We start from the raw sequence: 23,462 nt of genomic DNA, 5'->3' as shown, positions 1-23,462 counted from the left end.
AGGTGATTTGCGATGCAGCAAAATGAGAATATGACCATTCTTAATCATACCGAAAGTGTTTGTCCTATATGCTTAAAAGTTGTTAAAGCAGACATTTATACCAGCGGCAAGGAAGTTTTCATGAAAAAGGTGTGTCCGGAACATGGCGCAGTAACATCTTACCTCTGGCCGGATGTTGAGCATTATGAATGGGTGAATAATTTTCATTTGCCATCGACGCCTCCACATTCTCCAATTCCCAGCAAGGAAGGATGTCCTAAGGATTGCGGCTTATGCAAGGCTCATCTGCGCCATCCGACTTTAGTTGAAATTGAAGTAACAGAACGGTGTAACTTGCGTTGTCCGGTTTGTTTTATGGCTGCTGATGAATTTCGGGCATCACCGGATCCTTCACTTCAAGCTATTGAAGCAAAGTTTAAGTATATCCTGAAGAATACCCATACGGAAACGAGCATTCAGCTGACCGGCGGAGAACCGACGACACGCAGGGATTTGCCCGATATTGTTCGTTTGGGGCGAGATATTGGCTTTAATGCCATCGAAATCAATACAAACGGCGTGGTTATCGGACAGAATCTTGATTATTTAAAAGCACTGGCGGATGCGGGAATCAGCGGAATTTATCTGCAGTTTGATGGGTTAACAGCATCGGTTTACAAGACGATTCGCGGGAAAGATGTACTGAATACTAAACTTCAGGCGATTAAAAATTGCCGGGAGGCCGGTGTTCAAGTGGTCTTGGCAATGACCGTCATTGAAGGGACTAACGAAGACCAAATGGGCAACGTCTTACAATTCGCATTGCAGAATAGAGATGTCATCGCCGGCATTGCTTATCAGCCTGCTTTTGGCTCCGGCCGCTTTAATGTCTCCATGCATAAGCGCCTGACCATGGGAGATGTCATCTTTATGCTTGCGAAGCAGAGCCAGGGCTTGATTGAACCGTACGACTTCTGGCCTTTAGGATGCTCTCATCCTTTATGCTCTTGTTCGACCTATCTTGTTGAAGATAAGGGGCAGCTTCAACCCTTAAGCCGCAGGCTGACACGGCAGGAGTACATTCAGTCGTTCAGTCCAAGCAGTCCGCAGGGTTCGGTTTTTGCCGACATTGCTGCGAACAAATATCCAGACTTAAAACCGGGTTTATCGATCTTGATTGAGAATTATATGGATGCCATGAATATGGATCTTCAAAAATTAAAAGAGTGCAGCATGATTGTAGCCGGCAAAGACGGAGGATTAGTTCCCTTCTGCGTTTATCAGCTGACCAATATTGAGGGGAAAAAGCAGGGCGAATTAAATCTGACGGAAGGTAACTCAAAATGACAGAGAATAGCATGGTTCAGACGAATTGCCGATTCTGTGGATATCAATGCGGAATTACAGCTGCTGTCAAAGACGGGCGAGTAATCAAGGTTAAACCTGACCCGTCGCGTTTCCCCTATGATGAGTTGATTATGCGGGGGTGCCGGCGTTGGCCGATGATTACGACAGTCATGGATCATCCTCAACGCATAAACTATCCTTTAAAACGCGTAGGGGAACGCGGCAGCGGTCAGTGGGAAAGAATTTCCTGGGATCAAGCTTTGGATGAGATAGCGGAGAAGCTTCAAGCGCTTAAGGATAAGTTTGGTCCGGAGATGCTGGCGACAAGCATCGGCGGTCCGCATACGACATTTTGGCCATTACATCGATTTATGTCTCTCTTTGGCAGCGCTAATAATATGGGAATTGGCCAGATTTGCTGGAATCCGGGAATCTGGGTAAATACACTGACGTACGGCTGGCCGATTGATATGGAGCTGGATCCGGAAAATACCGGATGTGCTATCCTTTGGGGTGTTAACCCTGCTGAATCGGATAACTCTTTGTTTTGGCGTACAATCGTAGAATTCAGCCGGACAGAAAAACCGTTGATTGTTATTGATCCCAGGCATACTCGGACGGCGGAGCAAGCAACCCTTTGGCTTCCGGTGCGCCCAGGAACAGATGCAGTTCTTGCGCTTGGACTTTTACACGTCATTGTCGAGAAAAAGCTTTACGATCGAGAGTTTGTTCAAAAGTGGTGCCATGGATTCGACCGTCTTGCCGAGCATCTTACTTCCTATACTCCATCCTATGTTGAGAAGATTACGGGGATAAAAGCGGAGAATGTAATTGAGGCAGCTTATTTGTTTGCAGGTAATTCACCTGCTACTTTGTATAGCGGAAGAGGGATTGACCAGCTTGGGGTTAATAGCTTGCCAACTCATCGATCTTTGGCCATTTTGAGAGCGATAACGGGTAACGTCGATATACCTGGAGCGTCTCATCTCAGTGAGATGCCGGATTTTATCCCTGAGCTTGACTTAGAACTGAGTGAACCCTTTGTCGAAACAAATCCTAAACATCTTGGCAAAGATAAACTAAAGCTCCAATCCTATGCCGGATATGCAAAAGTTCGAGAACAAACGATGAAGCATAACAAACGACTTCCTATGCGTTACTTGACTTCTGCACAGCCCAATCAAGTCTGGCATGCGATGTTAACGGGTAATCCTTATCCCATTCGCTCGATGATTGTCATGGCTTCAAATCCTCTTTTGACTCAGGCGGATACAAAACTGGTGTATAAGGCTTTAAAGAGCCTGGATCTCCTTGTCGTTTTGGAATTGTTTAAGACCCCTACAGCTATGCTCGCAGATTATATATTACCGAGTGCAGGAGTTTTAGAACGCCCTTTATTGGAAACAAAAGCCGGAGTGGCGAACATCGCTTATGGTGGTGATCAGGCAGTTGAACCCTACTACGAACGGCGCCCGGACTTTTATTTCTGGAAAGAGCTTGGAATCAGGCTAGGTCAAGAAAAGGATTGGCCTTGGGATACGTATCGCGACAGTCTAGAAGCAAGTTTATCGCCGCTCGGTTTAACATGGGATGAATTCAGTATGACCGGTTTATATTCTCAGGAAAATCGATATTTTAAATATGAAGGACTTGATCCAAACGGATTCACTATGGGGTTTGCCACAGTTAGTGGCAAGGTTGAAGTATATAGTGAACTTTTAAAGGAAATAGGAGACGATCCTTTACCCAGACCCAAAAAATTGCCGGAATGCAATAGAGAATTTCCTTTGATGCTCATGAGCGGAGCCCGTTTCCAGCCCTATTATGCTTCCAGTTACCATCAGCTTGAGAAATTTCGTTCGTCTCATCCAGAGCCTATCGCAGAAATGAGCCTGGATACTGCGAACCGATTGGGGTTAGAAGAGGGATGTTCGGTCTGGGTAGAGACGGAGCGAGGCAAGGCAAAATTTATAACCAAAATCGTTCCGATGTGCAATGATACAGTCAGTGTGGAATATGGCTGGTGGTATCCGGAAATGAGCGCTTCTGAACCTGAATTAGGTGGACTGTGGTTATCCAATGCCAATATTCTCACAAGTGGAGATTTTGAAACGGCTGACCCGTTGGTTGGAACTTGGACCTATAATGGTATACCCTGTCGTATAGAAAAAATTTTATAAATTGGTTTTAAATATTACTTTAAAATATTAATTGACATGATTTTTCTCCGAACCTTATTTCCTAAAGTTGAAGCTATGGAATTGAGGTCTGGACTGAGTCCACGGAGTAATGGAAGAAATTCTATTACTTGCTGTATGCGAAGGAGATGCATGAAAAGAGGGTTAACCCTTTTAAGTTAACCTCAAAACTCCTGCATTTTCTCGGATGCAGGAGTTTTATATTCTATCAGAAATGGGGGATTACGATGAAAAATAGCATTACCTTAGAAGAGGCACAAAGTTTAGTGTTTGATCATTGTTCATTAATGGAAAGCGAGCGGGTTGATTTAAAAGAGTCCTTTGGGAGAGTGTTATTTGAAGATCTTGCAGCTCAGGAAAATATCCCTCCATTTGCTCGCTCTCCTTATGACGGTTATGCCTTTCGCGCTCAGGATACAGAGCAAGCAAGCCTAAAAAATCCTGTTATTCTTAGCATCATTGATGAAGTTCCTGCGGGTTACACTTCCGCATATACAGTCGAATCAGGAACGGCGGTCAAAATTTTGACTGGGGCTCCTATCCCGGAAGGAGCGGATGCTGTTATCAAGTTCGAAGAAACGGTTATTCTTGAAAATCAGATCAAAATTACTGCCGCTTATCAGCCGGGCGAAAATATTGTGCCCGCAGGAGAGGATGTCAAGCGGGGAACACGGATTGCTTCGCAAGGAACGGCGATTACTTCACCGATTATGGGCTTAATTGCAGCGATCGGACAGGAAGATATTGCAGTCTATAAGATCCCTAAAATTGCCATTATCAGTACCGGGGATGAGTTAGTCGATATTTCAGAGCCGTTGATTCCGGGAAAAATTCGCAATACCAACTGTTATACGCTTTTTGGATATATTCAATCGATAGGCGCTGTTCCCTTGATCATCGGTACAGCGAAAGACCGAAAGGAAGAAATCGCAGCGCTCATTGAACGGGGCCTGAATCAAGCGGATATGGTATTAACGACGGGCGGCGTCTCGGTAGGAGATTATGATATGGTCAGCCGAGCGATGGAATATTTAGGGGCCAATCTTCTCTATAAAAAAATTGAGATCAAACCGGGATCTGCGACGGCCGCAGCAGTTAAAGACGGCAAACTCATTTTGGGACTATCGGGAAATCCTTCGGCGGCCTTGACGAATTTCCATCTTGTTGCTGTTCCGTTTATTAAAAAAATGGCAGGCAGAACGAATTATTTGAACGAGAAAATCGAAGTTACGCTGAAGAAAGACTTCAAGAAAGAAAGCCCGCGCAGAAGATTCTTAAGAGGGCGATTAGTTTTTGAAGAGGGAATCAGTATGATGGAGCCGACGGGAGGTCAAGGCAACGGGATCTTAAGTTCCATGATTGGCTGCAATATTTTGACGGAAGTACCGGGGGGCAGCGGCCCAAAGAGGTCCGGAGAAAAATTAGCAGCGTATTTAATTGGCTAACACGCTTAAAAGAGAGAAGGGCAAAAACGTGAAGAAAGTACCGGTACAAGAAGCAGTCGGCATGAAGCTATGCCATGATATGACGAAAGTTATTCCCGGAGAATTTAAGGGCAGGGCCTTCTGCAGAAATCATATTATTACCCAAGAGGATATTCAAGAACTCCTCAGCATAGGCAAAGAGCACATTTATATTTGGGAAGAAAATGCCGGGGAAATCCATGAAGAAGATGCTGCCGTCCGAATTGCCCAAGCGGTCATGGGTAAAAATCTCATGAAAACAGAGCCTGAGGAAGGAAAATCCCTTCTTAAAACAACGATCAGGGGATTATTGAAAGTGAATAGTTCCCTTTTGACGAGACTGAATTCCATTGAGCATGTCACGATACCCTCGCTGCCCAATAATTTTGTCGTGAATGAACAGGAAAAAGTTGCAAGCGCAAGAATTGTACCGCTAGTGACCCAAGAAGAGAACATCTTAAAGGTTGAAGAACTATGCCGCTTAGAGGGGCCGGTTTTCGAGGTAAAGCCTTTTAAAAAGCTAAAGGTAGGTCTAGTGATTACGGGCAGTGAGGTTTATAAAGGAAGAATTAAGGATAAGTTCGGGCCTGTTATCCAGGAAAAATTAACCCATTTTGAGGCAGAGGTTATAGGCCAGGATTATTGCCCGGATGACTGTAAAATGATTGAGAAAAGCATTGTCAAGTTTTTTGCTCAGAAAGCGGATTTAATCCTTGTAACCGGCGGGATGTCTGTAGATCCTGACGATTTGACGCCGGGAGCGATTCGGAATACAGGAGCAAGAGTGATTACTCAAGGAACGCCTGCTCAACCGGGAAATATGTTAATGATGGCCTATCTTGATGAAGTTCCCATATTTGGGGTGCCCGGTGCGGCTATATACTGTAAGACCACAGTCCTTGATGTCGTTTTACCCCGGGTTTTTGCAGGCGACTTTTTAACAAAAGAAGACTTCATTCGCATGGGAGAAGGGGGATTGTGCCGGAATTGTCCAACTTGCCATTATCCTAATTGTTATTTCGGCCGTTGAGATGGTTCTGCTGGGTCGGGCAGCTTCTCCCACATCCGTTCACTCAGCATTCCGAGGCTGGCCCACGCGCTTTCGCGGGAGCTTCGCCAAACCTCCGGGTAATACCTGAAGTGAACCCGTGGCTTCGCTTCCCCACGAAAGCTTTGTGGACTGTGGCGCCTCTCCATGAAATTCGTTCACTTCTGTGGGAGAAGCTGCCTTTCGGGTCTACTGATTTTTTGGACTGTTTTTAGAGCAGAAAGTATAAACTTGCGTTATATGCTATCAGACTTCTATGCCGTTTCTATATGCTATTTGTGCCGCCAGCGGCAGCGGCGGAATGGAGGTTTTTATGAACGATATTCCGGCGGTTTGTATTGTCTCCGGTCAGTCAGACACAGGGAAGACGACGTTTATGGAAAAGCTTATTCAAGAACTCGTTCAACGCGGCTATGAAGTGGGAGCAGTAAAAAGCGATACTCACGGTTTTGATATTGATATTCCGGGAAAGGATTCTTGGAGATTTGCTCAGGCAGGGGCAAAATCAACCACAATTATTGGGCCTGACAAATATGCCGTGATCCAGAGAACGGAACAAAAACAAGAAATCGAAGATGTTATTCCTTTAATCGGGGGTGTCGATATTATTCTCGTTGAAGGATATAAAGCCTCGACAAGACCGAGAATTGAAGTGATTCGAAAGGAAAAAGGGACGAAAATTATTTCTCCATCCGAATATCTCATTGCCATCGTGAGCGATGTCGAAGGGCTAAATACCGCTGTTCCTGTCCTGGATATTAATGATTTTCAGGGAGTCGCGGATATTCTTGTTAAAAAGTATCTGGAGTGATGTCCATGTTGGAGATGAAGGACAATAATTTGAATATATGCATTTTACCCGTAACCGGAGTAATACTTGCCGGCGGCAAGAGCTCCCGTATGGGCAGGGATAAGGCATTTTTAGAATATCTCGGCAAACCTCTGATTGAGAAAAGTCTGGAAGAGCTGCGATCCGTTTTTTCCGAAGTCATCATCAGTACGAATTCACCCGAACGGTTCCAACGTTATAGAGAAAAAAAGGTTACAGACCTTTATCCGGGCTGTGGACCGTTAAGCGGACTTCAATCCGGACTGCAGGCTTCCCGTTTTGATTATGCATTTTTTGTTGCCTGTGATATGCCATTCATTGATCCAAAAGTCATTCGTTTTTTAGCGGGATATTGTGGGAAACATGATGTCATTGTGCCGGAAGTTGATGGCGTTTTGCACCCGCTGCATGCTTTCTACCATAAAAACTGCCTTCCTTTGGTAACAGAGTACCTAGAAAAAAAGTCGTTTAAAATCATTGATTTCTATCCGAGGTGTTCCGTACGTATCGTTCAAGAAGAAGAATTTCGCAGTTTCCCTCAAGTTGCGAGAAGCCTTAAGAATGCGAATACCGATCAGGAATGGCGGGAGCTTCAAACACTGTAAAAATATCTCAGAATAGGAGAGAGCAGTATGGATTTAACACATATTGATGAACATGGACGCGCACGCATGGTTGATGTAACGGAGAAAGCTGAGACTTCTCGTGTTGCCGTTGCTAAAGGAACCATGAGCATGAAGGCGGAGACGCTGGAGCGAATCCGGCAGGGGGGTATAGCTAAAGGCGATGTTTTAGGCGTAGCCCAGGTCGCGGGAATCATGGCAGCTAAACAGACTTCGAATTTAATACCGATGTGCCATCCTTTGGCGATTACCAGTGCGAAGCTTAACTTCAAGATAATTCCGCCAGAGACGGTGGAAATCGAAAGTAGTGTTAAAGTTACAGGCAAAACAGGAGTGGAGATGGAGGCACTGACTGCGGTGAGCGTTGCGGCTTTAACCATTTATGATATGTGCAAAGCCATCGATAAAACAATGGTCATCGGAGAAATTCGCCTGATCGAAAAGATGGGCGGTAAGAGTGGGCATTTTATCCGCGAAGAATACCTTGAGCAATAGCGGAAATTTTATAAATGTAAGGGGATAAAAAAATGGGTAAAATTGTTGCTGTTTGTACGAGTCCGAAAAAAGGAATGCGTAAAAAAAACATAGGGGAAGGGATGCTCAAAATTAAATTTGGGATTGAGGGAGATGCCCATGGCGGTGATTGGCATCGCCAAGTCAGCCTGCTGGCCATGGAAAGTATCCACAAGATGCAAGCCAAGGGTTTAGATGTAGGCCCAGGCGACTTTGCAGAAAATCTGACGACTGAAGGCATTGATCTCGTCAGTCTGCCGATTGGAACAAAACTTAAAATCGGAGAAAACGGCTTGGGGGAAGTCACGCAAATTGGCAAGGAGTGTCATGCGCATTGCGCAATTTATTATCAAGCCGGAGATTGTGTCATGCCCAGAGAGGGAATATTCATCCGGGTGCTGGAGGGCGGTCCCGTCCGAGTGGGTGATTCCATTGGAGTGATTGAAAATGCTTAAGGTCGGTGTAATCACTGCCAGTGATAAAGGATCGCGGGGTGAACGCGAGGATCTTTCAGGGCAGCTGTTAAAAGAACTTGTTAAGGGAATCAACGGGGAAGTTGTCCTCTATATTGTGCTGCCGGATGACCAGAAACTATTAGCAGACAAGATGAAGGTTTGGACGGATGAGGCAGGGCTGGATCTCATTCTTACAACCGGCGGGACGGGATTTTCGCTTCGCGATGTGACACCCGAAGCAACCCTTTCTATTGCAGATCGACTTGTCCCGGGCATCGCTGAGGTTATGAGGCTGGAAAGCCTTAAAGTTACACCGAAAGCAATGCTCAGTCGGGCTGTCGCTGTCCTGCGCAAACGTACGCTGATCATTAATATGCCGGGTTCACCTAAAGCGGTTAAAGAATGTTGGCAGGCTATATCTCCTGCGTTAAACCACGGCATTCAGATCCTAAAAGGTGAGGCAAGTGAATGTGCAGAACCGATTAAGTAATAAGGAAAACCAAGTTTAAAGCACTAAGCTGCCAGTTATAGCTCTGGTATATTTTCAAAATGACAGCCTTCTAAACAGCGAACATAATTTCTTAATTATTTTTGATGCCTCGAACTCATTTATAGGAGTTTGAGGCAGTTTTTTTGGTTTGTCCCAGAATTTGTTTCAATTTGAAAACTCTTTTTTAAAAATGACAAAAGACTTTCAAGATAGTTGTTTGCATTTAATATTTTTGATATAGCTAAAGTCTTATTTATCAAGCGTTTGAAGGATTTGTCTTCAAATATGCAAGCTTGGCATATGATTTGCATTATGTAAAGTAATAAAGGCTTTCTCCGAACCTCATTTCCTAAAGTAAAAACTATGGAATAGAGGTCTGGACTTTGTCCACGGAGTAGTAGAAGAAATTTTATTACTTGCTGTTTGGCGAAGGAGATGCACGAGAAATAGATTTGAGTCCAAAGCTCAGTCTATAGAAATCCTGCATTTCGTTGCAGGATTCTTTTCTTGAGACATACAGAACTCCTAATTCCTGATTTTCGCAAGAACAAGATGATTCGTTTTGAAACCTAAGCATTGTCGGGAAACGGAGATAGCCCCTTACATCTAAGGAGTGAAGAAATTATGATGGATTCCTACGGAAGAAATATTAACTACCTACGGTTATCTGTAACAGGGATGTGCAATTTAAGATGCAGCTATTGTATGCCGGAAAAAGGAATCAAGAAGAAAGCACATAAAGAAATCCTTAGTCTTGAAACGATTGAACAAATAGCTGTCAGCGCAGTCAAATTGGGTTTTGAAAAAATACGAATTACAGGGGGAGAACCTCTTGTCAGGAAAGGAATTATCGACGTTATTGAGGAGATCGCCCAGCTAAAAAAGCATGGGTTAAAAGATTTAGGACTGACGACGAACGGAACCCTACTCCGCAACTACGCAGAGCAACTCAAAAAAGCGGGGCTGACAAGAGTGAATATTAGTCTCGATAGTTTGAATCCGGATAAGTATTCTCAGATTACGAGAGGCGGCAGACTTTCCGATGTTCTTGAAGGGATTCAAGCGGCCAAAGAAGCAAAGTTATTGCCTTTGAAACTTAATGTTGTTCTTATTGGCGGATTCAATGATGAAGAAATCGATGAATTTGTAAACTTAACCCTAGAAGACGATGTTGAAGTACGCTTTATCGAACTGATGCCCATTGGTGAGGCAAGTCGTTGGGATCAGGAGCACTTCTTGACAGGTTCAGAGATTTTAAAGAGAGTTCCCGAATTGCTTCCTTTAGCTGTCAAAGGACAAGGAGCAGTAGCACGCCTGTATAAACTACCGAACAGTAAAGGCAGAGTGGGAATCATTAGCCCGTTAAGCAATCATTTCTGCAATTACTGTAATCGGATTAGAATTACACCCGATGGTAAACTCAAACCGTGTTTGCATTCTGATCTGGAATTGGATATTCGGAATTATGGAGAAGATTACGAACGGTTCTTATTGGATGGCATTTGTGCAAAACCCAATAGACACTATATTCAAAATGAGAATTATGAGCCGATTTTACGAAACATGAATGAGATCGGCGGTTAACTATTTAATAAGTTGTGACAAAGGCAAACTTGGCGAAAGCTAAGGACGCAAAGCTATTTGGGCCTTAACAGGTAATGCTGATGGTTGCCAGGCCGCCGAATTTGTTTTTGTTGCTCTTATTAGGGCAATTTTTTTTACCTATGACTTATTAAATATATTATAAATAACTTTGTTAAAAATATTACAAAAGGAGGAAACCCATTGGATTTAAATCAACTTATTGTTTTTAACTTGGGTAACGAAGAATATGGCATAAATATATCATTCGCCAAGGAAATAGTTCGGATACCCCAAATTACAAAGGTACCAAACATGCCCGCTTTTATGGAAGGCATTATTGATTTAAGAGGTCAGGTTATTCCTATCGTTGATCCTAAAAAGAAATTTGGTTTTGCTCAAACAGAAAGAGGTATTGATTCAAAATTACTCATCCTTGATTTGGAAGGAATGAATTTAGGAGTTATCGTTGATGATGTTTCAGAGGTTGTCAACATAAGTGAAAACAATGTTGAAAGTTTAAACGGAAAAATAGGTTTAATCGGGGGAAAAAGTATTGAAGGTATATATAAAATTGACGAACGGTTAATCCTGCTCATCAATGCTTTAGGGTTTAAAAATGAGATTTTCTAGGTATAAAGAGAAAAGGAGTTGTATCCATGATTTCAATAAATGAATTAAACGGTTTAAAATCATATTTTGAAACGCAATCAAAATTAGCAAAAAACAGACCTATATATATAATTACTGAAGGCGACATAATAACGTGGAAAAATGATTCTGATGTATTTGATATTGATGCATTAAAAATTGGAGTTAAAATGCGCAGTGAAACCAGTGCGGTTTTAGCTGCTTCTCAAAACAAGGTATTAACCGATAAAGTACCGGAATTTGTTTATGGACGAAAGTTACTCGTAAACTCAATTCCTATAGTTAACGGAGAAGGCAATGCCGTAGGAGCTCTTACGACTCTTACTCCACGGCTGCATCCGATTGCTGCTGCTTTTAACCACTTTGCTCCGATTTTGGCAGAAATGTTTCCTGAAGGCGTTATCTTATATATGACTGACTTAAAGAAATATACATACAAACAGTCTTCATCATCATTTAGTTTGCCGGTTAATGAAGTGGGTGACAAATTTAAAGAGGATGATATATCCTTTGAAGTCATTAAAACAAAAAAGATGATTATAAAAGAGGTAGATGCCGGTAAGTATGGAATACCTCTTCTAGTAGCATGTTATCCTTTATTTGATGAAGATAATCAAAATGAAGTAATGGATACTTTTGGAATGGTTATTCCCAAAAAAGCAGCAGCCCAGTTGCGTGAAATGTCTGAGAATCTCGATAATGGATTGACCGGAATTTCAGCCGCTATTGAGGAATTGGCAGCTTCAGCTTCGCAAATTCATGAAAATGAGCAAGTACTCAATGTGGATATTAAGGAAATAATCAGCCTTTCCGACGCAATTAACCAAGTATCCGTATTCATCAAGGAAATTGCAGATGAGACTAAAATGCTTGGACTTAACGCGGCAATTGAAGCGGCCAGAGCGGGAGAAGCAGGCAGAGGATTTGGTGTTGTTGCTGAAGAAATTCGAAAACTATCGGAACAGTCAAAGAGTACTGTTCCCAAGATAAAAGAACTTACGGATAATATCAAAAATACGGTTGACAAAGTAATCGCTCAAAGTAATAGTTCCTTAAGTTCAAGTCAAGAACAAGCTGCAGCTTCAGAGGAAATAACAGCCAGTATACAAGAAATAACCTCAATGGCAGAAGAATTAAATCGAGTTTCGAAGCAGTTGTAGCGTGTCACTATGGGAAGAGTTTTAGCTGTAAATATTGTGAGGTTAGAGGTATTGAAAAAGATACTGTAGATGAAGTTAATGTTATTGAAAATAGGGTCTTGAAGGTGATGCCCATGGAGGAGACTGGAATCGTCAAGTGACACCAAATTTTGCACCAAGAGTTACACGCTTAACAGATTTGCTAAGCGTGTAACTCTTGGTGTGAATTTATATGCGTTTTTAGGTTGAGTTTTCATTCATAATTCGACATGAATGGCTAGAATTTAAAGGTATATGTTAAATTATCTTTCGCGATTTGCAGATGTGATTTCTAGCGTGAATTGTAAAATATAATTTACCATAACTCATTACATCTTTTATTCATCCTTTTAAACAACAGATATTAAATTTGAGACAGTCGCTTTAATTGAGTGTTATAATATGGAATATAAGTAAATCTCAAGTTAGTACACAACTGTAAGATATTGTTCATTATATGACAGCATAGAAAGGGTTATACATAACAGGCAATGTGAAATATAATATCAAGGGGGTTTTAATGAATTTATTAAATTTTGATATTCAATATTTCATGATAGGTATAATAATTACCTATATTCCTTTTCACCTATTAGAGGAAGCGTTGGGTGACTTTCCTACTTGGATGAAGGAACATAAGTGGATTCCAGAAAAAGTGACTTATGGACATTGGATGGCAAATAACTTGTTTTTTTATTTACCATTACTATTAATAGGGCTTATTAGTTTCCATTTTGGAGGAGACAAGTTGTTATTTTTAGGAGTAGGAATAATAGTTTGGGGATTTATTAACTGTTTTGACCATATAATATATACAATTAAAGATCGAAGAATATCACCTGGATTATTTACTGGATTGATATTTGGCGTGATATCAGTATTAGGATTGTATAAAATATATATAGATAGTATGCTAACAATAGGTCTTTTAGCGTTATCAATTATTATCGGATTAATATATGCATTTTTACCAATTGGATTTAGTGTGATATTTCATAAAATATTTAATAAAATTTTTGTTTGATTATAATATGTAAGTAACAAAATATGTATACCTAAACTATAGGTAATTATAAGTAAATCAATAATCGTACTCCACATTTTTCTTAAAATGTGCAGTGATGTGTTGCTAAACAACTATAACCAATAGAATGCTGAATACGGAATAAATAGAGAGGAAGACTATATGCTTGGTCTTCCTTTCCTCTCTTATGCTTTCTGTACTTTTTGAGTAGGAATTCTAAATGGTGATTACCTATGAGAAAGTTAATATTCTTATTTTGAGTTGCTGCATTTCTTTATTGAACCTTTTTCCATTCATTTTCTGCAGCTTCAAGAAGTGCTTTTGCAAATGGATAGTTATGAATGCCTTTAGAAGAGTCACCTTCTACATAGGAGAAATAAGTAATACCGTTATTATAGGCTTGAAGTTTAGGATCGTCCTTAGGCAGATCTTTAACTTTAGCTTCTAGTGATTTTGATAAATCTTCTAACGCTTTGAGTTTTGATCCGATTTCTTCTTGTTGCTGCTTCATCTTGTTAACAGTATCTTGTGCGTTACTTGCGTGGCAGGTTTGACATTTCTTTTGATCAAACATAGTAACCATCTTGCTATAATCTACTTTTGTGCTAACACGATTGACTGGATCTTTCTCGTCATGAATAGATGTTACACCAGGAACTAAGAAATCATGTTTCGTGCTATTGGTTACATGACAATCTTGGCACGAGAAATCTTTCATTTGGAATTTGGCTGAAGGCATATCTTTAACTGTTCCGCCTTGTGGAGCAATACCTTTGATAAACTCATTCTGCGGATGATTTACTTTACTCCCAAGTTTAGGAGTACCAGTATGGCAATCACCGCAGGAAGACCAGCCTTCTTTTTGAAGGCTAAATACATTGTCCTTGTCGCCATTGCCCATTTTATGGCATACACGACAAGAAATGCCCTCCGTTTTACCGGCATATTTACCGCCTGGGAAGAAATCAGCTAATTTAGCGTTTTTATCATCCATCATTTTAACAGCAGAGTGGCATGAAATACAGCTGTCGCCATAATGACCTGCCGCAGTCCCCTCAGGTCCTTTAGCTACTTGGAGTGTAAAGTATTTGGCATGACCTGTATCTTTAAACTGATCTACAAGGCTTTTAACTTCTGTTGGAGCTGGAGCGGCTGCATTGCCCGGCTTTGCAGCATTGGTACTTGCGACAGGAGCAGTTTTTCCGCATCCAACAAGAACAACAATAGCTACCATAGCTAAGGCAAGGAGTAACAATAGCCCTTTTCTCTTTTTCAATGAATTCCCCTCCTTAAAATATCCCTACTTTAATAAGTATCAGTAATTACTTTCACCTCCAAAAGAAAAAGTTTAATAAAACATACTTGATTTATGGATTTTGTGTATTCAATCAAGTGTGCTTTATTAAACCTTATTCCTATTTTTTATCTAAATTCATTAAAATTAAACTTAAAACATGGCATAATTTTAAGATAAAGCTTTCATCAAATTACGACATAAATAATTAAGAGTTGAAGTCCGTTGATTATTAACTCAGCTTTCAAAGGTTACTTTCGGTATGAAGCCAGCCTCTTTAAAAAATCTGTCGGTCATCTCACCTAAAGTTAGTTCTCTTTTAAATATAATAAACGATTCTTCGGCCAGCTCCTTTAGTTTAATACTGCTTTTTTGAGCAAGTGGATGCGCTTTAGGGACAATAACAAATAATTCTTCTGTGGATAAAGCAATCCACTTCACATTTTTGTAAGAATGAGGCTCTGGACAAATGGATTGCCATGAAACATTAAAATTTTGGCAAATTATACATTGGACGTATAAAAGTGTCAAGGTGAAGTATAAAGAAGTCTTAAATATTTGGAAGGAGTCCTTGATAGTGGTTACCTATATTCAGCATGGAACATCTGCATTCCGTAAAACAAATATTGCTTTTTTTGCCGGGGGTTTTACAACCTTCGCTATTTTGTACTGTACACAGCCTTTACTCCCTGAACTCTCCAGGGAGTTTAATATCTCTCCGGCAATGTCAAGCTTGTCTCTTTCGGCAGCAACAATATCAATGGCCATAAGTATGTTATTTGTCGGTTCTATATCCGAAGTTCGGGGCCGCAAACCCATCATGATTTTTTCACTCTTGGGAGCATCCATACTTTCTTTACTTACATCAGTCGTTTCGAATTTTCAAGTTCTATTACTATTTCGAATGCTTCAAGGGATTATTCTTGCTGGATTACCCTCCGTTGCAATGGCATACCTCAGTGAAGAGATAGAACCAGCCAGTTTGGGTGTAGCTATGGGTTTATATATCAGCGGTAATTCAGTTGGCGGTATGAGTGGACGTGTTATCATCGGAATGTTAACGGATGCATTTAATTGGCATATTGCATTAGGAGTTATTGGGGTGTTGAGTATTTTGGCAAGTCTTTTGTTCTTATATCTTTTGCCGGCCTCTAAGAACTTTCGCCCTCGTAAGATGGAAATTGTCAAGTTGACTAAATCTATGATGGGTCATTTGCGAGATCCCGGTTTACTCTGTTTGTATGGAATTGCTTTCTTACTTATGGGGAGTTTCGTAACGCTATATAACTATATTGGGTATCAACTCATTGCACCTCCTTATTCTCTAAGTCAGACTCTTGTTGGCTGGATTTTTGTAGTTTATATTGTAGGAGCTTTTAGTTCAACTTGGCTGGGTCAATTAGCGGACAAATATGGACGCCGCAAGGTTCTTTGGATTGTATTACTCTTCATGTTTTTGGGGGCATGCATTACCTTAAATAGCAATTTAATCCTTAAAATTATAGGCATTGTTTTTTTTACCTTTTGCTTCTTTGGAAGCCATTCGATTGCAAGCAGCTGGGTAGGCCTCAGAGCGACACATGATAAAGCTCAAGCCTCTTCGCTTTACCTCTTTTTCTACTATGTAGGATCAAGTGTTGGCGGTACATCGGGAGGTATCTTCTGGCTGCACTTTGGATGGAGTGGGGTTGTCAGTATGATAAGTTGCTTTCTTTTATTAGCATTTTTCCTCTCCATTGGGCTATCCAGGATAGCTCCTGTGGTAAAAACTAAGGTTAAATTTAAATAAATAAATCTGAAATTTAAAAATAGATAAATTGAAAAAGTAACTTCCACTTTGTAAGGTTTATTTCCAGATTTGTTATAATCAGACCGAAAACAAGCTAATTTTGCCTGCTTTTGGGTACACGAAAATGGAAGTGGAAAATATGGATAATCGCATTGTTTGGGATGCATTCCGCATATAGCTTCTTTAAAATCTTCCTTCCATGAAGAAAGCTGAAGACCGAGTGTGGTGACCGGTCGTTCAGCTTTCTTCGTCCATAAGAATTGATATGATTCATCATGAGGTTAAATATCTTCTTGGCAATACGGGTTGAAACCTTGTCCTTTCGGAATAATTCTGCGAATCAATTCATGATTACTCTCCACTGCCCCTTTTTGATACGGAGCCGATTGATATCCAACGATGCTTTATAGAATAACTTTAGAAGTGCCTATTCATAAATGCTTTCCTCATAATTTATGGTTAGGAATCTTTTAAGATCATGCCTTTAGTTTCAATTCCTAGTGCAGCGACGAGAAAAGCTCCCAAAATAAATGCACCTGCTACAATTCCAAATACGCCACTAATACCGATGGAGGATAGGCCTGCGCCGATAACGATAGGGGCGAGGAATGATCCTATGCGCGAGCATGCCGACGCGCCACTGACTCCGGTAGCCCGAATATTTGTCGGATAAAGTTCTGGGGTGTAAGTATAGGTAATCCCCCAAATAGCAGAGACAAAAAACGAGGTGATAACACCAAGCAAGACAACAAAACCCGTTGTAACACTATTACCTAATGCCCACCCATAAACTATCGTTGCAATACCTGCTAAGATAAGATTCGTTACTAACAGCCACTTGCGTCCGAACTTGTCCATTAGATAAGCACATACAATCTGGTTAGGTACATATGCAATTTGCATAATTAACACATAGAGGAAGGACTTGAGCATTGTGTGACCGGCTTTAACAAAGAGGGAAGGCAGCCACGAAAATAAACCATAATATCCAAACATCCCTAAGAACCATAATCCCCATAACATAATTGTTCGCTTTATATATTTATTGGAGAAGAGCACGCTCAAAGTGACCTTCTCTTGGGTTGCAGCAACTTCTGGCTGAAGATTATCGACGACTACTGGCGGAAGAGTATGTGTTTTGGAAGTAATGCCTTCAATTTTTTCTATAATTTTATTGGCCTCATCATACCGTCCTCGAGCGATTAACCAACGAGGTGATTCCGGCAAATGACGACGAACAAAGAAAATATATAATGCTGGTAGAGCACCGGCTACAAAGGCCCAACGCCATCCATATGCCGGAATAATAAAGTATGAAATCATTGCAGACAGAAGCCATCCTATTGCCCAGAAAGTATTAAGCAGTCCTTGGACTTTTCCCCGGTGAGCTGCTGGAATAAATTCTCCGAGAAGTGAAGTTACTACTGGTGTTTCACCGCCGAGTCCAACCCCTACAAGGAATCTAAATATTAAGAGAGATGTGAAATTCGGGGCAACTGCACAGAGTAAAGAAAAGACTGCGAAAAGAAGCATTGTGATTTGAAATACAGCTTTTCTTCCCCAACGGTCCGCGATGGGCCCGGAAAGGATAGCCCCAACGAACATGCCGACTAATCCAATACTTAATATAGATCCAACTTGGGTAGAGGTCAGTTTCCATGCACTGGTGAGAGCGGTAACAACAAAAGTGACTAGGCCGACGTCAAAGGCGTCAAAGGCCCATGCGGCACCATTGATGACCAGCATTCGGTAATGGAAGGGGCCTAAGGGTAATCGTTCCATTCTGGCTATTAGCATTTCGCTTGAAGTGTTTGACATCTTTTTTTACCTCCTTACAATCGTTTTAGGAAAAATGTCCTAGCCCGTTATTATGAAATCGAGTTTTCGTTAGGGTAATCTGTTCGCAAATGGCTTCCTCGGGTTTCACGTCGTACTAGGGCAGACTCCACAATTAATTTTGAAATTTGCAGCATATTTTGAGCTTCAAACCACTGTTGGTAGCTTGAAGGTTGAAGATGTGTTAGATGGTTTGATAATGCGTTTAATTCGCCTAGGCATTGTAGTAAATCTTCTTCTGAACGCTGGATTCCAGACTTAGTCCACATAAGTTGACCAAGAGATGAGATCAAAGAAAAAATATTATCATTACCTGATGAAGGCAGATCTAGGATAGGGGAAATAATTCTTGGAGTTGGTTTTTTCCTTGCATAAATTGCGGCAGATCTTCCTGCACGGGGCCCAAAGACAGCGCATTCCACTAAAGCGGATCCGGCTAAACGGTTGGCTCCATGAATACCGCCGGTACATTCTCCACAGGCAAATAATCCTGGAACATCTGTTTCACCTTGTGAATCAATCTGAATGCCGCCCATTGAAAAATGGGCAGTAACTTGCATTTTGAGTTTGGAGCCGTAACCCCTTTCTACTAAATCAGCAAGAATAGGGTGTTTTCCTAAATCCTTTTGGCTCATTCCAGACAAATCAAGGAAAACTTCACGTTGCTTAAACATTTCCTGGGCCAATTTGTCACGATTCTCTTGTTCAGCCTTTGGAAAATTACGCATAAAACGTTCTTGATTTTCATTAATAAAAATTGCACCTTGGTCAAAAATTGCGGGATTTAAATCAAATATCTTTGGCCAACGTAGTCTGTAAGGGTAAAACTGAATAAATTCAAGTCCAATAAGGCGCGCACCTGCACGGGCTGCGATCGCCTGTCCATCTCCAGTTATTCCTTTCGGATTCGAAGTTTCACTAAAGATCCTACCGAATCCACCAGTAGCTAAAATAATGGCTTTAGTAAAGACAAGAAATATTTCATTATTACAAAGACAAATTATTCCGTTTATTTCTCCATTCTGAAAGATCACATCGATGACCATTGTGTTTTCGATCATGTCAATTGATGATTTTCTAACTTGCTCGGCGACTGGGGTAGTTAGTAGTTTCCCTTTTCTTGGTTCACATGAATACCGTGTTATTTTTCCCCCATTAGGTAAAATTTCGATCCCCTTTTCAAATTCAACCCCAAGCGACTTTACGTAATTTACCGCTTTTGGCCCCTCGGAGATTAAAACTCTAATCAATTCAGGATTTCCCATGAAACGTCCAGACTCCCAAAAATGTTTAAAATAGAGTTCTTGATTTAAGTCATTCTGTTCGGCTACTCTGTGAACAGTTTGGGCAACCACGGATGAACCTGAACGACCAATTTTGTTTTTACAAACCATTAAAACCTGAGAGCCTTGTTGTTTTGCTGAAAGTGCAGCATACATAGCAGCCAGACCTCCGCCAACAACTACAACATCAGTGATTATTTTCTGCATTTATGCCTCCATGGGGTTATTGAATTAAATAATTTTCTCGATTGCCGTTTAGTACTGCAATTATAATGCCAATTTTTAAGAATTTAATTTTCCTTGAACTCAATTGCACAAGTTATTGAAGACGAAAACGCCTTATTTATAGGTTGTTTAAGTATAGGTTAAAGGGCTATTAATTTTTTGAAGTATGTTCTTAATTAAATAAGTTTTACAAAATAAAGATACTTTTATAAGATAAAAACTTATTAAGATTAAAATTTTAAGGAAATATTTCATTTCTGAAAAGAAGTATTTCGGAGCTGAAACATAGAACTACAAAAGGCCTAAATCTATTGCAAAGATGAAATATAAATAACTCAACTTTCGGTGAAGCCGGGCAAGGTCATGTAATATAACGGGTGAGAACCCCGTTCGGTAAGAAGAAGCCACTCAACCCGTAGCGAGCCATGGACATACAAAACTAACTATGTATGTTAAGAGTTCAACCTTAACTGCATAGCGATTCCGAAGGGCCTGCCTTCATCTCTAATACAGCAAGAATACTTTTAATTTTCAAAATATCAAGTATGCTTCGCACCGCTTTGCGGCTTCGCCCTGGACACTTTGAACATTTTAAGAAGTTGGGTAGCTAAGGTGGTTAAGGAAAGGACTGGAGATAAATTTTTCAATTAAGGAGAAGTTAATTATTCCGAGGAATTTATTAGTGTAAGTTTATTTATTATACGCAAAGTATTATATTAGAAATAAGACATTAGTTTAATAACAAGAAGTAAAAACAAATTTAATATATAACAATATATTATGGGCGAAATATCTTATGGAGGCTAATTATGGAAACACATTTAGAGTTCAATCAGCTTGTCAGATTATTGCCTATACTTGCCCAAACAACAGGGGGGTATGCTGCTATTACCGATAATGAAGGCCGTAGAATATCGACCTTTGATTATAACGGGCAGGAAATTACTAATCTCAAGGGTCAGATTTATGAACTGGCGAGGAAAGCAGCGCAAGAGGGGAAGCCGCTTGTCGGTTCTTCTCAAATTGTCGATCTTGCTGATGCTTGGGCCTTACCTTTAGGTAACTTTGTCCTGGCTTGCAGCAACGTGGAACGGCTGAAAAGGGAACAAAAGTTACAAGAGGCGTTCAAGCGGGCATTGCCGATGATTGCGCAGGTAGCCGGCGGTGAGGCGGTTATCTTTAATGAATTTGGTGAACGCATTATTAGTTATGATTCGGATGGGACTGAACGGTCTCAATTAAAAGGAAGGATCAGTAAACAAGCACTTAAAGCGATGGAATCCAAAGAACCGGTAGTTGGTAAATCCTTTTCAATCCATGGAGCTATGGCGGTACGTATACCGATCACTAAAAATTTTGGATTTGGTTTTAATAATGAGAATGCTTCACAACGACAGCAAAAATTATATGAAGAGGTTAAAAAGTTACAAAACACACGCTATACTTTTGAAGATATAATTGGTGAGAGTGAAGCTTTATTAAAAACAAAGAGTATGGCTAATTTTGTAGCAAATGGAATTTCTTCAATCTTAATTTATGGAGAGACCGGAACCGGGAAAGAGTTGTTTGCTCAGTCTATTCATAATGCAAGTCCTAGACGTGCAAAACAGTTTGTGGCTCTAAATTGTGGGGCTTTACCGGCTACACTTATCGAAAGCAATCTTTTTGGCTACGAGGAAGGCGCTTTTACAGGAGCTAAAAAGGGCGGTAGTCCAGGTGCTTTTGAGCAAGCCGACGGGGGGACTATTTTTCTTGATGAAATCAGTGAGATGGAACTGGGCCTACAAACGAAGCTATTGCGAGTATTACAGGAGAGGGAAGTCGTTCGGATTGGCGGTTTAAAACCTAAGAAAATAGATGTGCGGGTTATCGCTTCAACAAATAAAGATCTAAATGTTTTGATTGCTGAAGGCAAGTTCCGTCAAGATTTATTTTATCGTCTAAATGTGGTGCAAATAAAAATACCCTCCCTCAAAGAACGTCAGGCAGATATTATTGTCTTAGCAAGATATTTCATGCTGAAATATAACGCTTCTTTTGGGAAAGCTATTGAAGAAATTGATCTTGAGACGATCAAAATTTTACAAAATCACACTTGGCCCGGTAATGTTCGTGAATTACAGAATTGTATTGAACATGCTATGAATATGGTTGGACGCGATGATTTTGAACTTTTACCAAAACACCTACCTTCCTATTTACGCCAGAGATCAACTTCAGTAAAAGATGCCGTAGTTCTTGAAATTAAACCCGGTAGTCTTAATCTTGGGGATGCTTTACGTGAGGCAGAAAGGAAGATTATTAAAGAAGCTTTACAAGTTGTAAAATACAAAAAAGTTAAAGCGGCTCAACTCTTAGGAATAAGCACAACGACACTTTGGAGAAAATTATGTGAGCATGGCTTGGAGGATTACCTAGAAAGAAAATAGGAAGAAACGAACCATTTCACACTTGAAATGGTTCGTTTCATTTCTGTTATTAACATTGCTAAAGTGAAAGGTATTACAAGGATAATCTGGCGAAACGTTTCAATTCTGAAATGAGTCTTAAAATATACTGTAAATTTTTATTTATAGTACATTTATTCATGGTTAAATTAATGCCTAAAAATAAGGGTTTCAAGCTTTTGCTTAATTTTGTAGCGTACCCATTAAAATTGGCACGAATCTTGCTTAAATAATAAGTGTAACCCAAACAAATGAAATTAGATTTTCAAACAATACAAGAAAATAGGAAAAACAAGTAAAGAGCTAACATTGGTGATCATAGGGGAGGCAAAGCAAAGGTGAGTAAATTCGAATATTTTAGACCAAATTCTCTTGAAGAGACCTTTGAATTGATGATGGAAAATCCAGGCTATTGTCTTTTAGCTGGCGGGACTGATGTTATGGTCAAACTTAAAGAAAACATAATTCATCCCTCAGTAATTGTGGACTTAGGCGCCTTGGACATTTTGAAGGGAATAAAGGCAGAAGGCAGCAAGATAACCATCGGTGCTTTAACTACCCATACTCAACTCTCTGAATCGGATGTAATTAAGAAATATGCTCCGGCCCTAGCTAAAGCCGCAGGTTTGGTCGGATCCCCACAAATTCGAAATAACGGAACTGTAGGGGGGAATATGGGGAATGCTTCTCCGGCAGCAGATACTGTTCCTGCACTGATTGCTTATGATGCGATAATCACGATAGCAAACATGACTGGAAGCCGAGAAATCCTTTTGAAAGACTTATTTAAAGGCCCTGGTCGTACACAACTTGAACCTGGGGAGTTAATCACGAAAATATCCTTTGTAGCGCAAAAGGATAATCAAAGCAGTAGCTTTGAAAAGCTGGGCAAGCGTAAAGCCTTGGCAATTTCTGTTGTGAATGCAGCAGTGTTTATTGAAGTTCATCCAATAACAAAAATCGTGACCAAGGCTAGATTTGCTTTGGGTTCTGTTGCGGCTACATCGATCAGAGTACCTGCTGGCGAAGAGCATTTAGCCGGGAATGTTATCTCGGATAAATTGCTTTTAGAAGTTGCAGATGTTGTATCAAATGCGATAAATCCTATCGATGATGTTCGTTCGACGGCAGCCTATCGTAAAGAGATAGCAGGTACGTTGATTAAGCGGGCACTAGAAAATGCCTGGAGAGCGATTAGCATTTAGCATG

General features: G+C 40.6%; 20 protein-coding genes, 1 pseudogene and 3 riboswitches. Of the genes and pseudogenes, 16 read left to right on the top strand and 5 right to left on the bottom strand.

The genetic code is table 11. From position 1 onward, the window contains the following. The first annotated feature begins 12 nt into the window (after positions 1-12). The 13 genes from ACHOLT_RS02875 (at position 13) to ACHOLT_RS02815 (ending at position 13,379) form a co-directional block, all read left to right on the top strand. A complete protein-coding gene (locus ACHOLT_RS02875) occupies positions 13-1,326 on the top strand; it encodes a radical SAM protein (protein ID WP_425805651.1) in 1,314 nt (437 codons plus the stop codon). Then, on the top strand, positions 1,323-3,506 hold the full coding sequence (locus tag ACHOLT_RS02870) for a molybdopterin-dependent oxidoreductase (RefSeq protein WP_425805650.1): 2,184 nt from the start codon (positions 1,323-1,325) through the stop codon (positions 3,504-3,506). The genes ACHOLT_RS02875 and ACHOLT_RS02870 overlap by 4 nt, the downstream gene beginning before the upstream one ends. A gap of 33 nt (positions 3,507-3,539) precedes the next feature. Beyond that, positions 3,540-3,665: riboswitch (molybdenum cofactor riboswitch) on the top strand. Positions 3,666-3,751: 86 nt separating this feature from the next. After that, positions 3,752-4,969 carry a gephyrin-like molybdotransferase Glp gene (gene glp, locus ACHOLT_RS02865; protein WP_425805648.1) on the top strand — a complete coding sequence of 406 codons (1,218 nt, stop codon included), beginning with the start codon at positions 3,752-3,754 and terminating at the stop codon, positions 4,967-4,969. 28 nt (positions 4,970-4,997) lie between these two features. Next, complete coding sequence (locus ACHOLT_RS02860; RefSeq protein WP_425805647.1) at positions 4,998-6,017, top strand: molybdopterin-binding protein; 1,020 nt, start codon at positions 4,998-5,000, stop codon at positions 6,015-6,017. A 274-nt stretch (positions 6,018-6,291) separates the two neighbouring features. Further along, complete coding sequence (gene mobB / locus ACHOLT_RS02855; RefSeq protein WP_425805646.1) at positions 6,292-6,846, top strand: molybdopterin-guanine dinucleotide biosynthesis protein B; 555 nt, start codon at positions 6,292-6,294, stop codon at positions 6,844-6,846. A gap of 5 nt (positions 6,847-6,851) precedes the next feature. Further along, positions 6,852-7,469 carry a molybdenum cofactor guanylyltransferase gene (mobA, locus tag ACHOLT_RS02850; RefSeq protein ID WP_425805645.1) on the top strand — a complete coding sequence of 206 codons (618 nt, stop codon included), beginning with the start codon at positions 6,852-6,854 and terminating at the stop codon, positions 7,467-7,469. Between the two features lie 27 nt (positions 7,470-7,496). Then, positions 7,497-7,982 carry a cyclic pyranopterin monophosphate synthase MoaC gene (gene moaC / locus ACHOLT_RS02845; protein ID WP_425805644.1) on the top strand — a complete coding sequence of 162 codons (486 nt, stop codon included), beginning with the start codon at positions 7,497-7,499 and terminating at the stop codon, positions 7,980-7,982. A 32-nt stretch (positions 7,983-8,014) separates the two neighbouring features. Further along, positions 8,015-8,455, top strand: coding sequence for an MOSC domain-containing protein (locus ACHOLT_RS02840; protein ID WP_425805643.1), 441 nt, complete (start codon positions 8,015-8,017; stop codon positions 8,453-8,455). Further along, positions 8,448-8,945: a MogA/MoaB family molybdenum cofactor biosynthesis protein gene (locus tag ACHOLT_RS02835; protein WP_425805641.1), complete on the top strand. Its 498-nt coding sequence runs from the start codon at positions 8,448-8,450 to the stop codon at positions 8,943-8,945. The genes ACHOLT_RS02840 and ACHOLT_RS02835 overlap by 8 nt, the downstream gene beginning before the upstream one ends. 321 nt (positions 8,946-9,266) lie before the next feature. Continuing rightward, positions 9,267-9,396, top strand: a riboswitch (molybdenum cofactor riboswitch). A gap of 173 nt (positions 9,397-9,569) precedes the next feature. Further along, positions 9,570-10,529 (top strand): GTP 3',8-cyclase MoaA, encoded by a 960-nt coding sequence (gene moaA, locus ACHOLT_RS02830; RefSeq protein ID WP_425805639.1) that lies wholly within the window; start codon positions 9,570-9,572, stop codon positions 10,527-10,529. 12 nt (positions 10,530-10,541) lie between these two features. Further along, a riboswitch (cyclic di-GMP riboswitch) is annotated at positions 10,542-10,629 on the top strand. 101 nt (positions 10,630-10,730) lie between these two features. Next, positions 10,731-11,159 (top strand): chemotaxis protein CheW, encoded by a 429-nt coding sequence (locus ACHOLT_RS02825; RefSeq protein ID WP_425805637.1) that lies wholly within the window; start codon positions 10,731-10,733, stop codon positions 11,157-11,159. 26 nt (positions 11,160-11,185) lie between these two features. Continuing rightward, positions 11,186-12,337 (top strand): methyl-accepting chemotaxis protein, encoded by a 1,152-nt coding sequence (locus ACHOLT_RS02820; protein WP_425805635.1) that lies wholly within the window; start codon positions 11,186-11,188, stop codon positions 12,335-12,337. A 538-nt stretch (positions 12,338-12,875) separates the two neighbouring features. Beyond that, positions 12,876-13,379 carry an HXXEE domain-containing protein gene (locus ACHOLT_RS02815; protein ID WP_425805634.1) on the top strand — a complete coding sequence of 168 codons (504 nt, stop codon included), beginning with the start codon at positions 12,876-12,878 and terminating at the stop codon, positions 13,377-13,379. A gap of 274 nt (positions 13,380-13,653) precedes the next feature. Here ACHOLT_RS02815 and ACHOLT_RS02810 read toward each other — a convergent pair whose 3' ends face one another. Continuing rightward, positions 13,654-14,655 (bottom strand): hypothetical protein, encoded by a 1,002-nt coding sequence (locus tag ACHOLT_RS02810; protein WP_425805633.1) that lies wholly within the window; start codon positions 14,653-14,655, stop codon positions 13,654-13,656. Positions 14,656-14,910: 255 nt separating this feature from the next. Further along, a complete protein-coding gene (locus ACHOLT_RS02805) occupies positions 14,911-15,204 on the bottom strand; it encodes a LysR substrate-binding domain-containing protein (RefSeq protein WP_425805629.1) in 294 nt (97 codons plus the stop codon). A 46-nt stretch (positions 15,205-15,250) separates the two neighbouring features. Here ACHOLT_RS02805 and ACHOLT_RS02800 point away from each other — a divergent pair, with 46 nt between their 5' ends. Then, positions 15,251-16,462, top strand: a complete 1,212-nt coding sequence (locus tag ACHOLT_RS02800) for an MFS transporter (RefSeq protein WP_425805627.1) — start codon at positions 15,251-15,253, stop codon at positions 16,460-16,462. Between the two features lie 94 nt (positions 16,463-16,556). Here the strand turns inward: ACHOLT_RS02800 and ACHOLT_RS02795 are convergent. From ACHOLT_RS02795 to ACHOLT_RS02785, 3 genes and pseudogenes are all read right to left on the bottom strand, one after another. After that, a pseudogene (locus tag ACHOLT_RS02795) lies at positions 16,557-16,845 on the bottom strand (hypothetical protein); the annotation flags it as partial. Between the two features lie 76 nt (positions 16,846-16,921). Further along, a complete protein-coding gene (locus ACHOLT_RS02790; RefSeq protein WP_425805626.1) occupies positions 16,922-18,280 on the bottom strand; it encodes an MFS transporter in 1,359 nt (452 codons plus the stop codon). A gap of 50 nt (positions 18,281-18,330) precedes the next feature. Next, complete coding sequence (locus tag ACHOLT_RS02785; RefSeq protein ID WP_425805624.1) at positions 18,331-19,788, bottom strand: FAD-binding protein; 1,458 nt, start codon at positions 19,786-19,788, stop codon at positions 18,331-18,333. An 827-nt stretch (positions 19,789-20,615) separates the two neighbouring features. Between ACHOLT_RS02785 and ACHOLT_RS02780 the strand changes: the two genes are divergently transcribed. Continuing rightward, complete coding sequence (locus ACHOLT_RS02780; RefSeq protein ID WP_425805623.1) at positions 20,616-22,235, top strand: sigma-54 interaction domain-containing protein; 1,620 nt, start codon at positions 20,616-20,618, stop codon at positions 22,233-22,235. Between the two features lie 356 nt (positions 22,236-22,591). Then, positions 22,592-23,458, top strand: coding sequence for an FAD binding domain-containing protein (locus ACHOLT_RS02775; protein WP_425805622.1), 867 nt, complete (start codon positions 22,592-22,594; stop codon positions 23,456-23,458). Positions 23,459-23,462: the final 4 nt, after the last annotated feature.

This window comes from Desulfitobacterium nosdiversum (genome assembly GCF_049860565.1).
Taxonomy (GTDB): Bacteria; Bacillota; Desulfitobacteriia; order Desulfitobacteriales; family Desulfitobacteriaceae; genus Desulfitobacterium_A; species Desulfitobacterium_A nosdiversum.
The sequence above is the reverse complement of the archived record's forward strand: the minus strand, read 5'-3'. Positions and strand labels throughout refer to the sequence as shown.

Excerpts from the sequence above, each read along its gene's own strand:
- ACHOLT_RS02875 (WP_425805651.1), top strand. The coding sequence starts at position 13 with ATGCAGCAAAATGAGAATATGACCATTCTTAATCATACCGAAAGTGTT.
- ACHOLT_RS02870 (WP_425805650.1), top strand. The coding sequence starts at position 1,323 with ATGACAGAGAATAGCATGGTTCAGACGAATTGCCGATTCTGTGGATAT.
- glp (WP_425805648.1), top strand. The coding sequence starts at position 3,752 with ATGAAAAATAGCATTACCTTAGAAGAGGCACAAAGTTTAGTGTTTGAT.
- mobB (WP_425805646.1), top strand. The coding sequence starts at position 6,292 with ATGCCGTTTCTATATGCTATTTGTGCCGCCAGCGGCAGCGGCGGAATG.
- mobA (WP_425805645.1), top strand. The coding sequence starts at position 6,852 with ATGTTGGAGATGAAGGACAATAATTTGAATATATGCATTTTACCCGTA.
- moaC (WP_425805644.1), top strand. The coding sequence starts at position 7,497 with ATGGATTTAACACATATTGATGAACATGGACGCGCACGCATGGTTGAT.
- ACHOLT_RS02840 (WP_425805643.1), top strand. The coding sequence starts at position 8,015 with ATGGGTAAAATTGTTGCTGTTTGTACGAGTCCGAAAAAAGGAATGCGT.
- ACHOLT_RS02835 (WP_425805641.1), top strand. The coding sequence starts at position 8,448 with ATGCTTAAGGTCGGTGTAATCACTGCCAGTGATAAAGGATCGCGGGGT.
- moaA (WP_425805639.1), top strand. The coding sequence starts at position 9,570 with ATGATGGATTCCTACGGAAGAAATATTAACTACCTACGGTTATCTGTA.
- ACHOLT_RS02820 (WP_425805635.1), top strand. The coding sequence starts at position 11,186 with ATGATTTCAATAAATGAATTAAACGGTTTAAAATCATATTTTGAAACG.
- ACHOLT_RS02815 (WP_425805634.1), top strand. The coding sequence starts at position 12,876 with ATGAATTTATTAAATTTTGATATTCAATATTTCATGATAGGTATAATA.
- ACHOLT_RS02790 (WP_425805626.1), bottom strand. The coding sequence starts at position 18,280 with ATGTCAAACACTTCAAGCGAAATGCTAATAGCCAGAATGGAACGATTA.
- ACHOLT_RS02785 (WP_425805624.1), bottom strand. The coding sequence starts at position 19,788 with ATGCAGAAAATAATCACTGATGTTGTAGTTGTTGGCGGAGGTCTGGCT.
- ACHOLT_RS02780 (WP_425805623.1), top strand. The coding sequence starts at position 20,616 with ATGGAAACACATTTAGAGTTCAATCAGCTTGTCAGATTATTGCCTATA.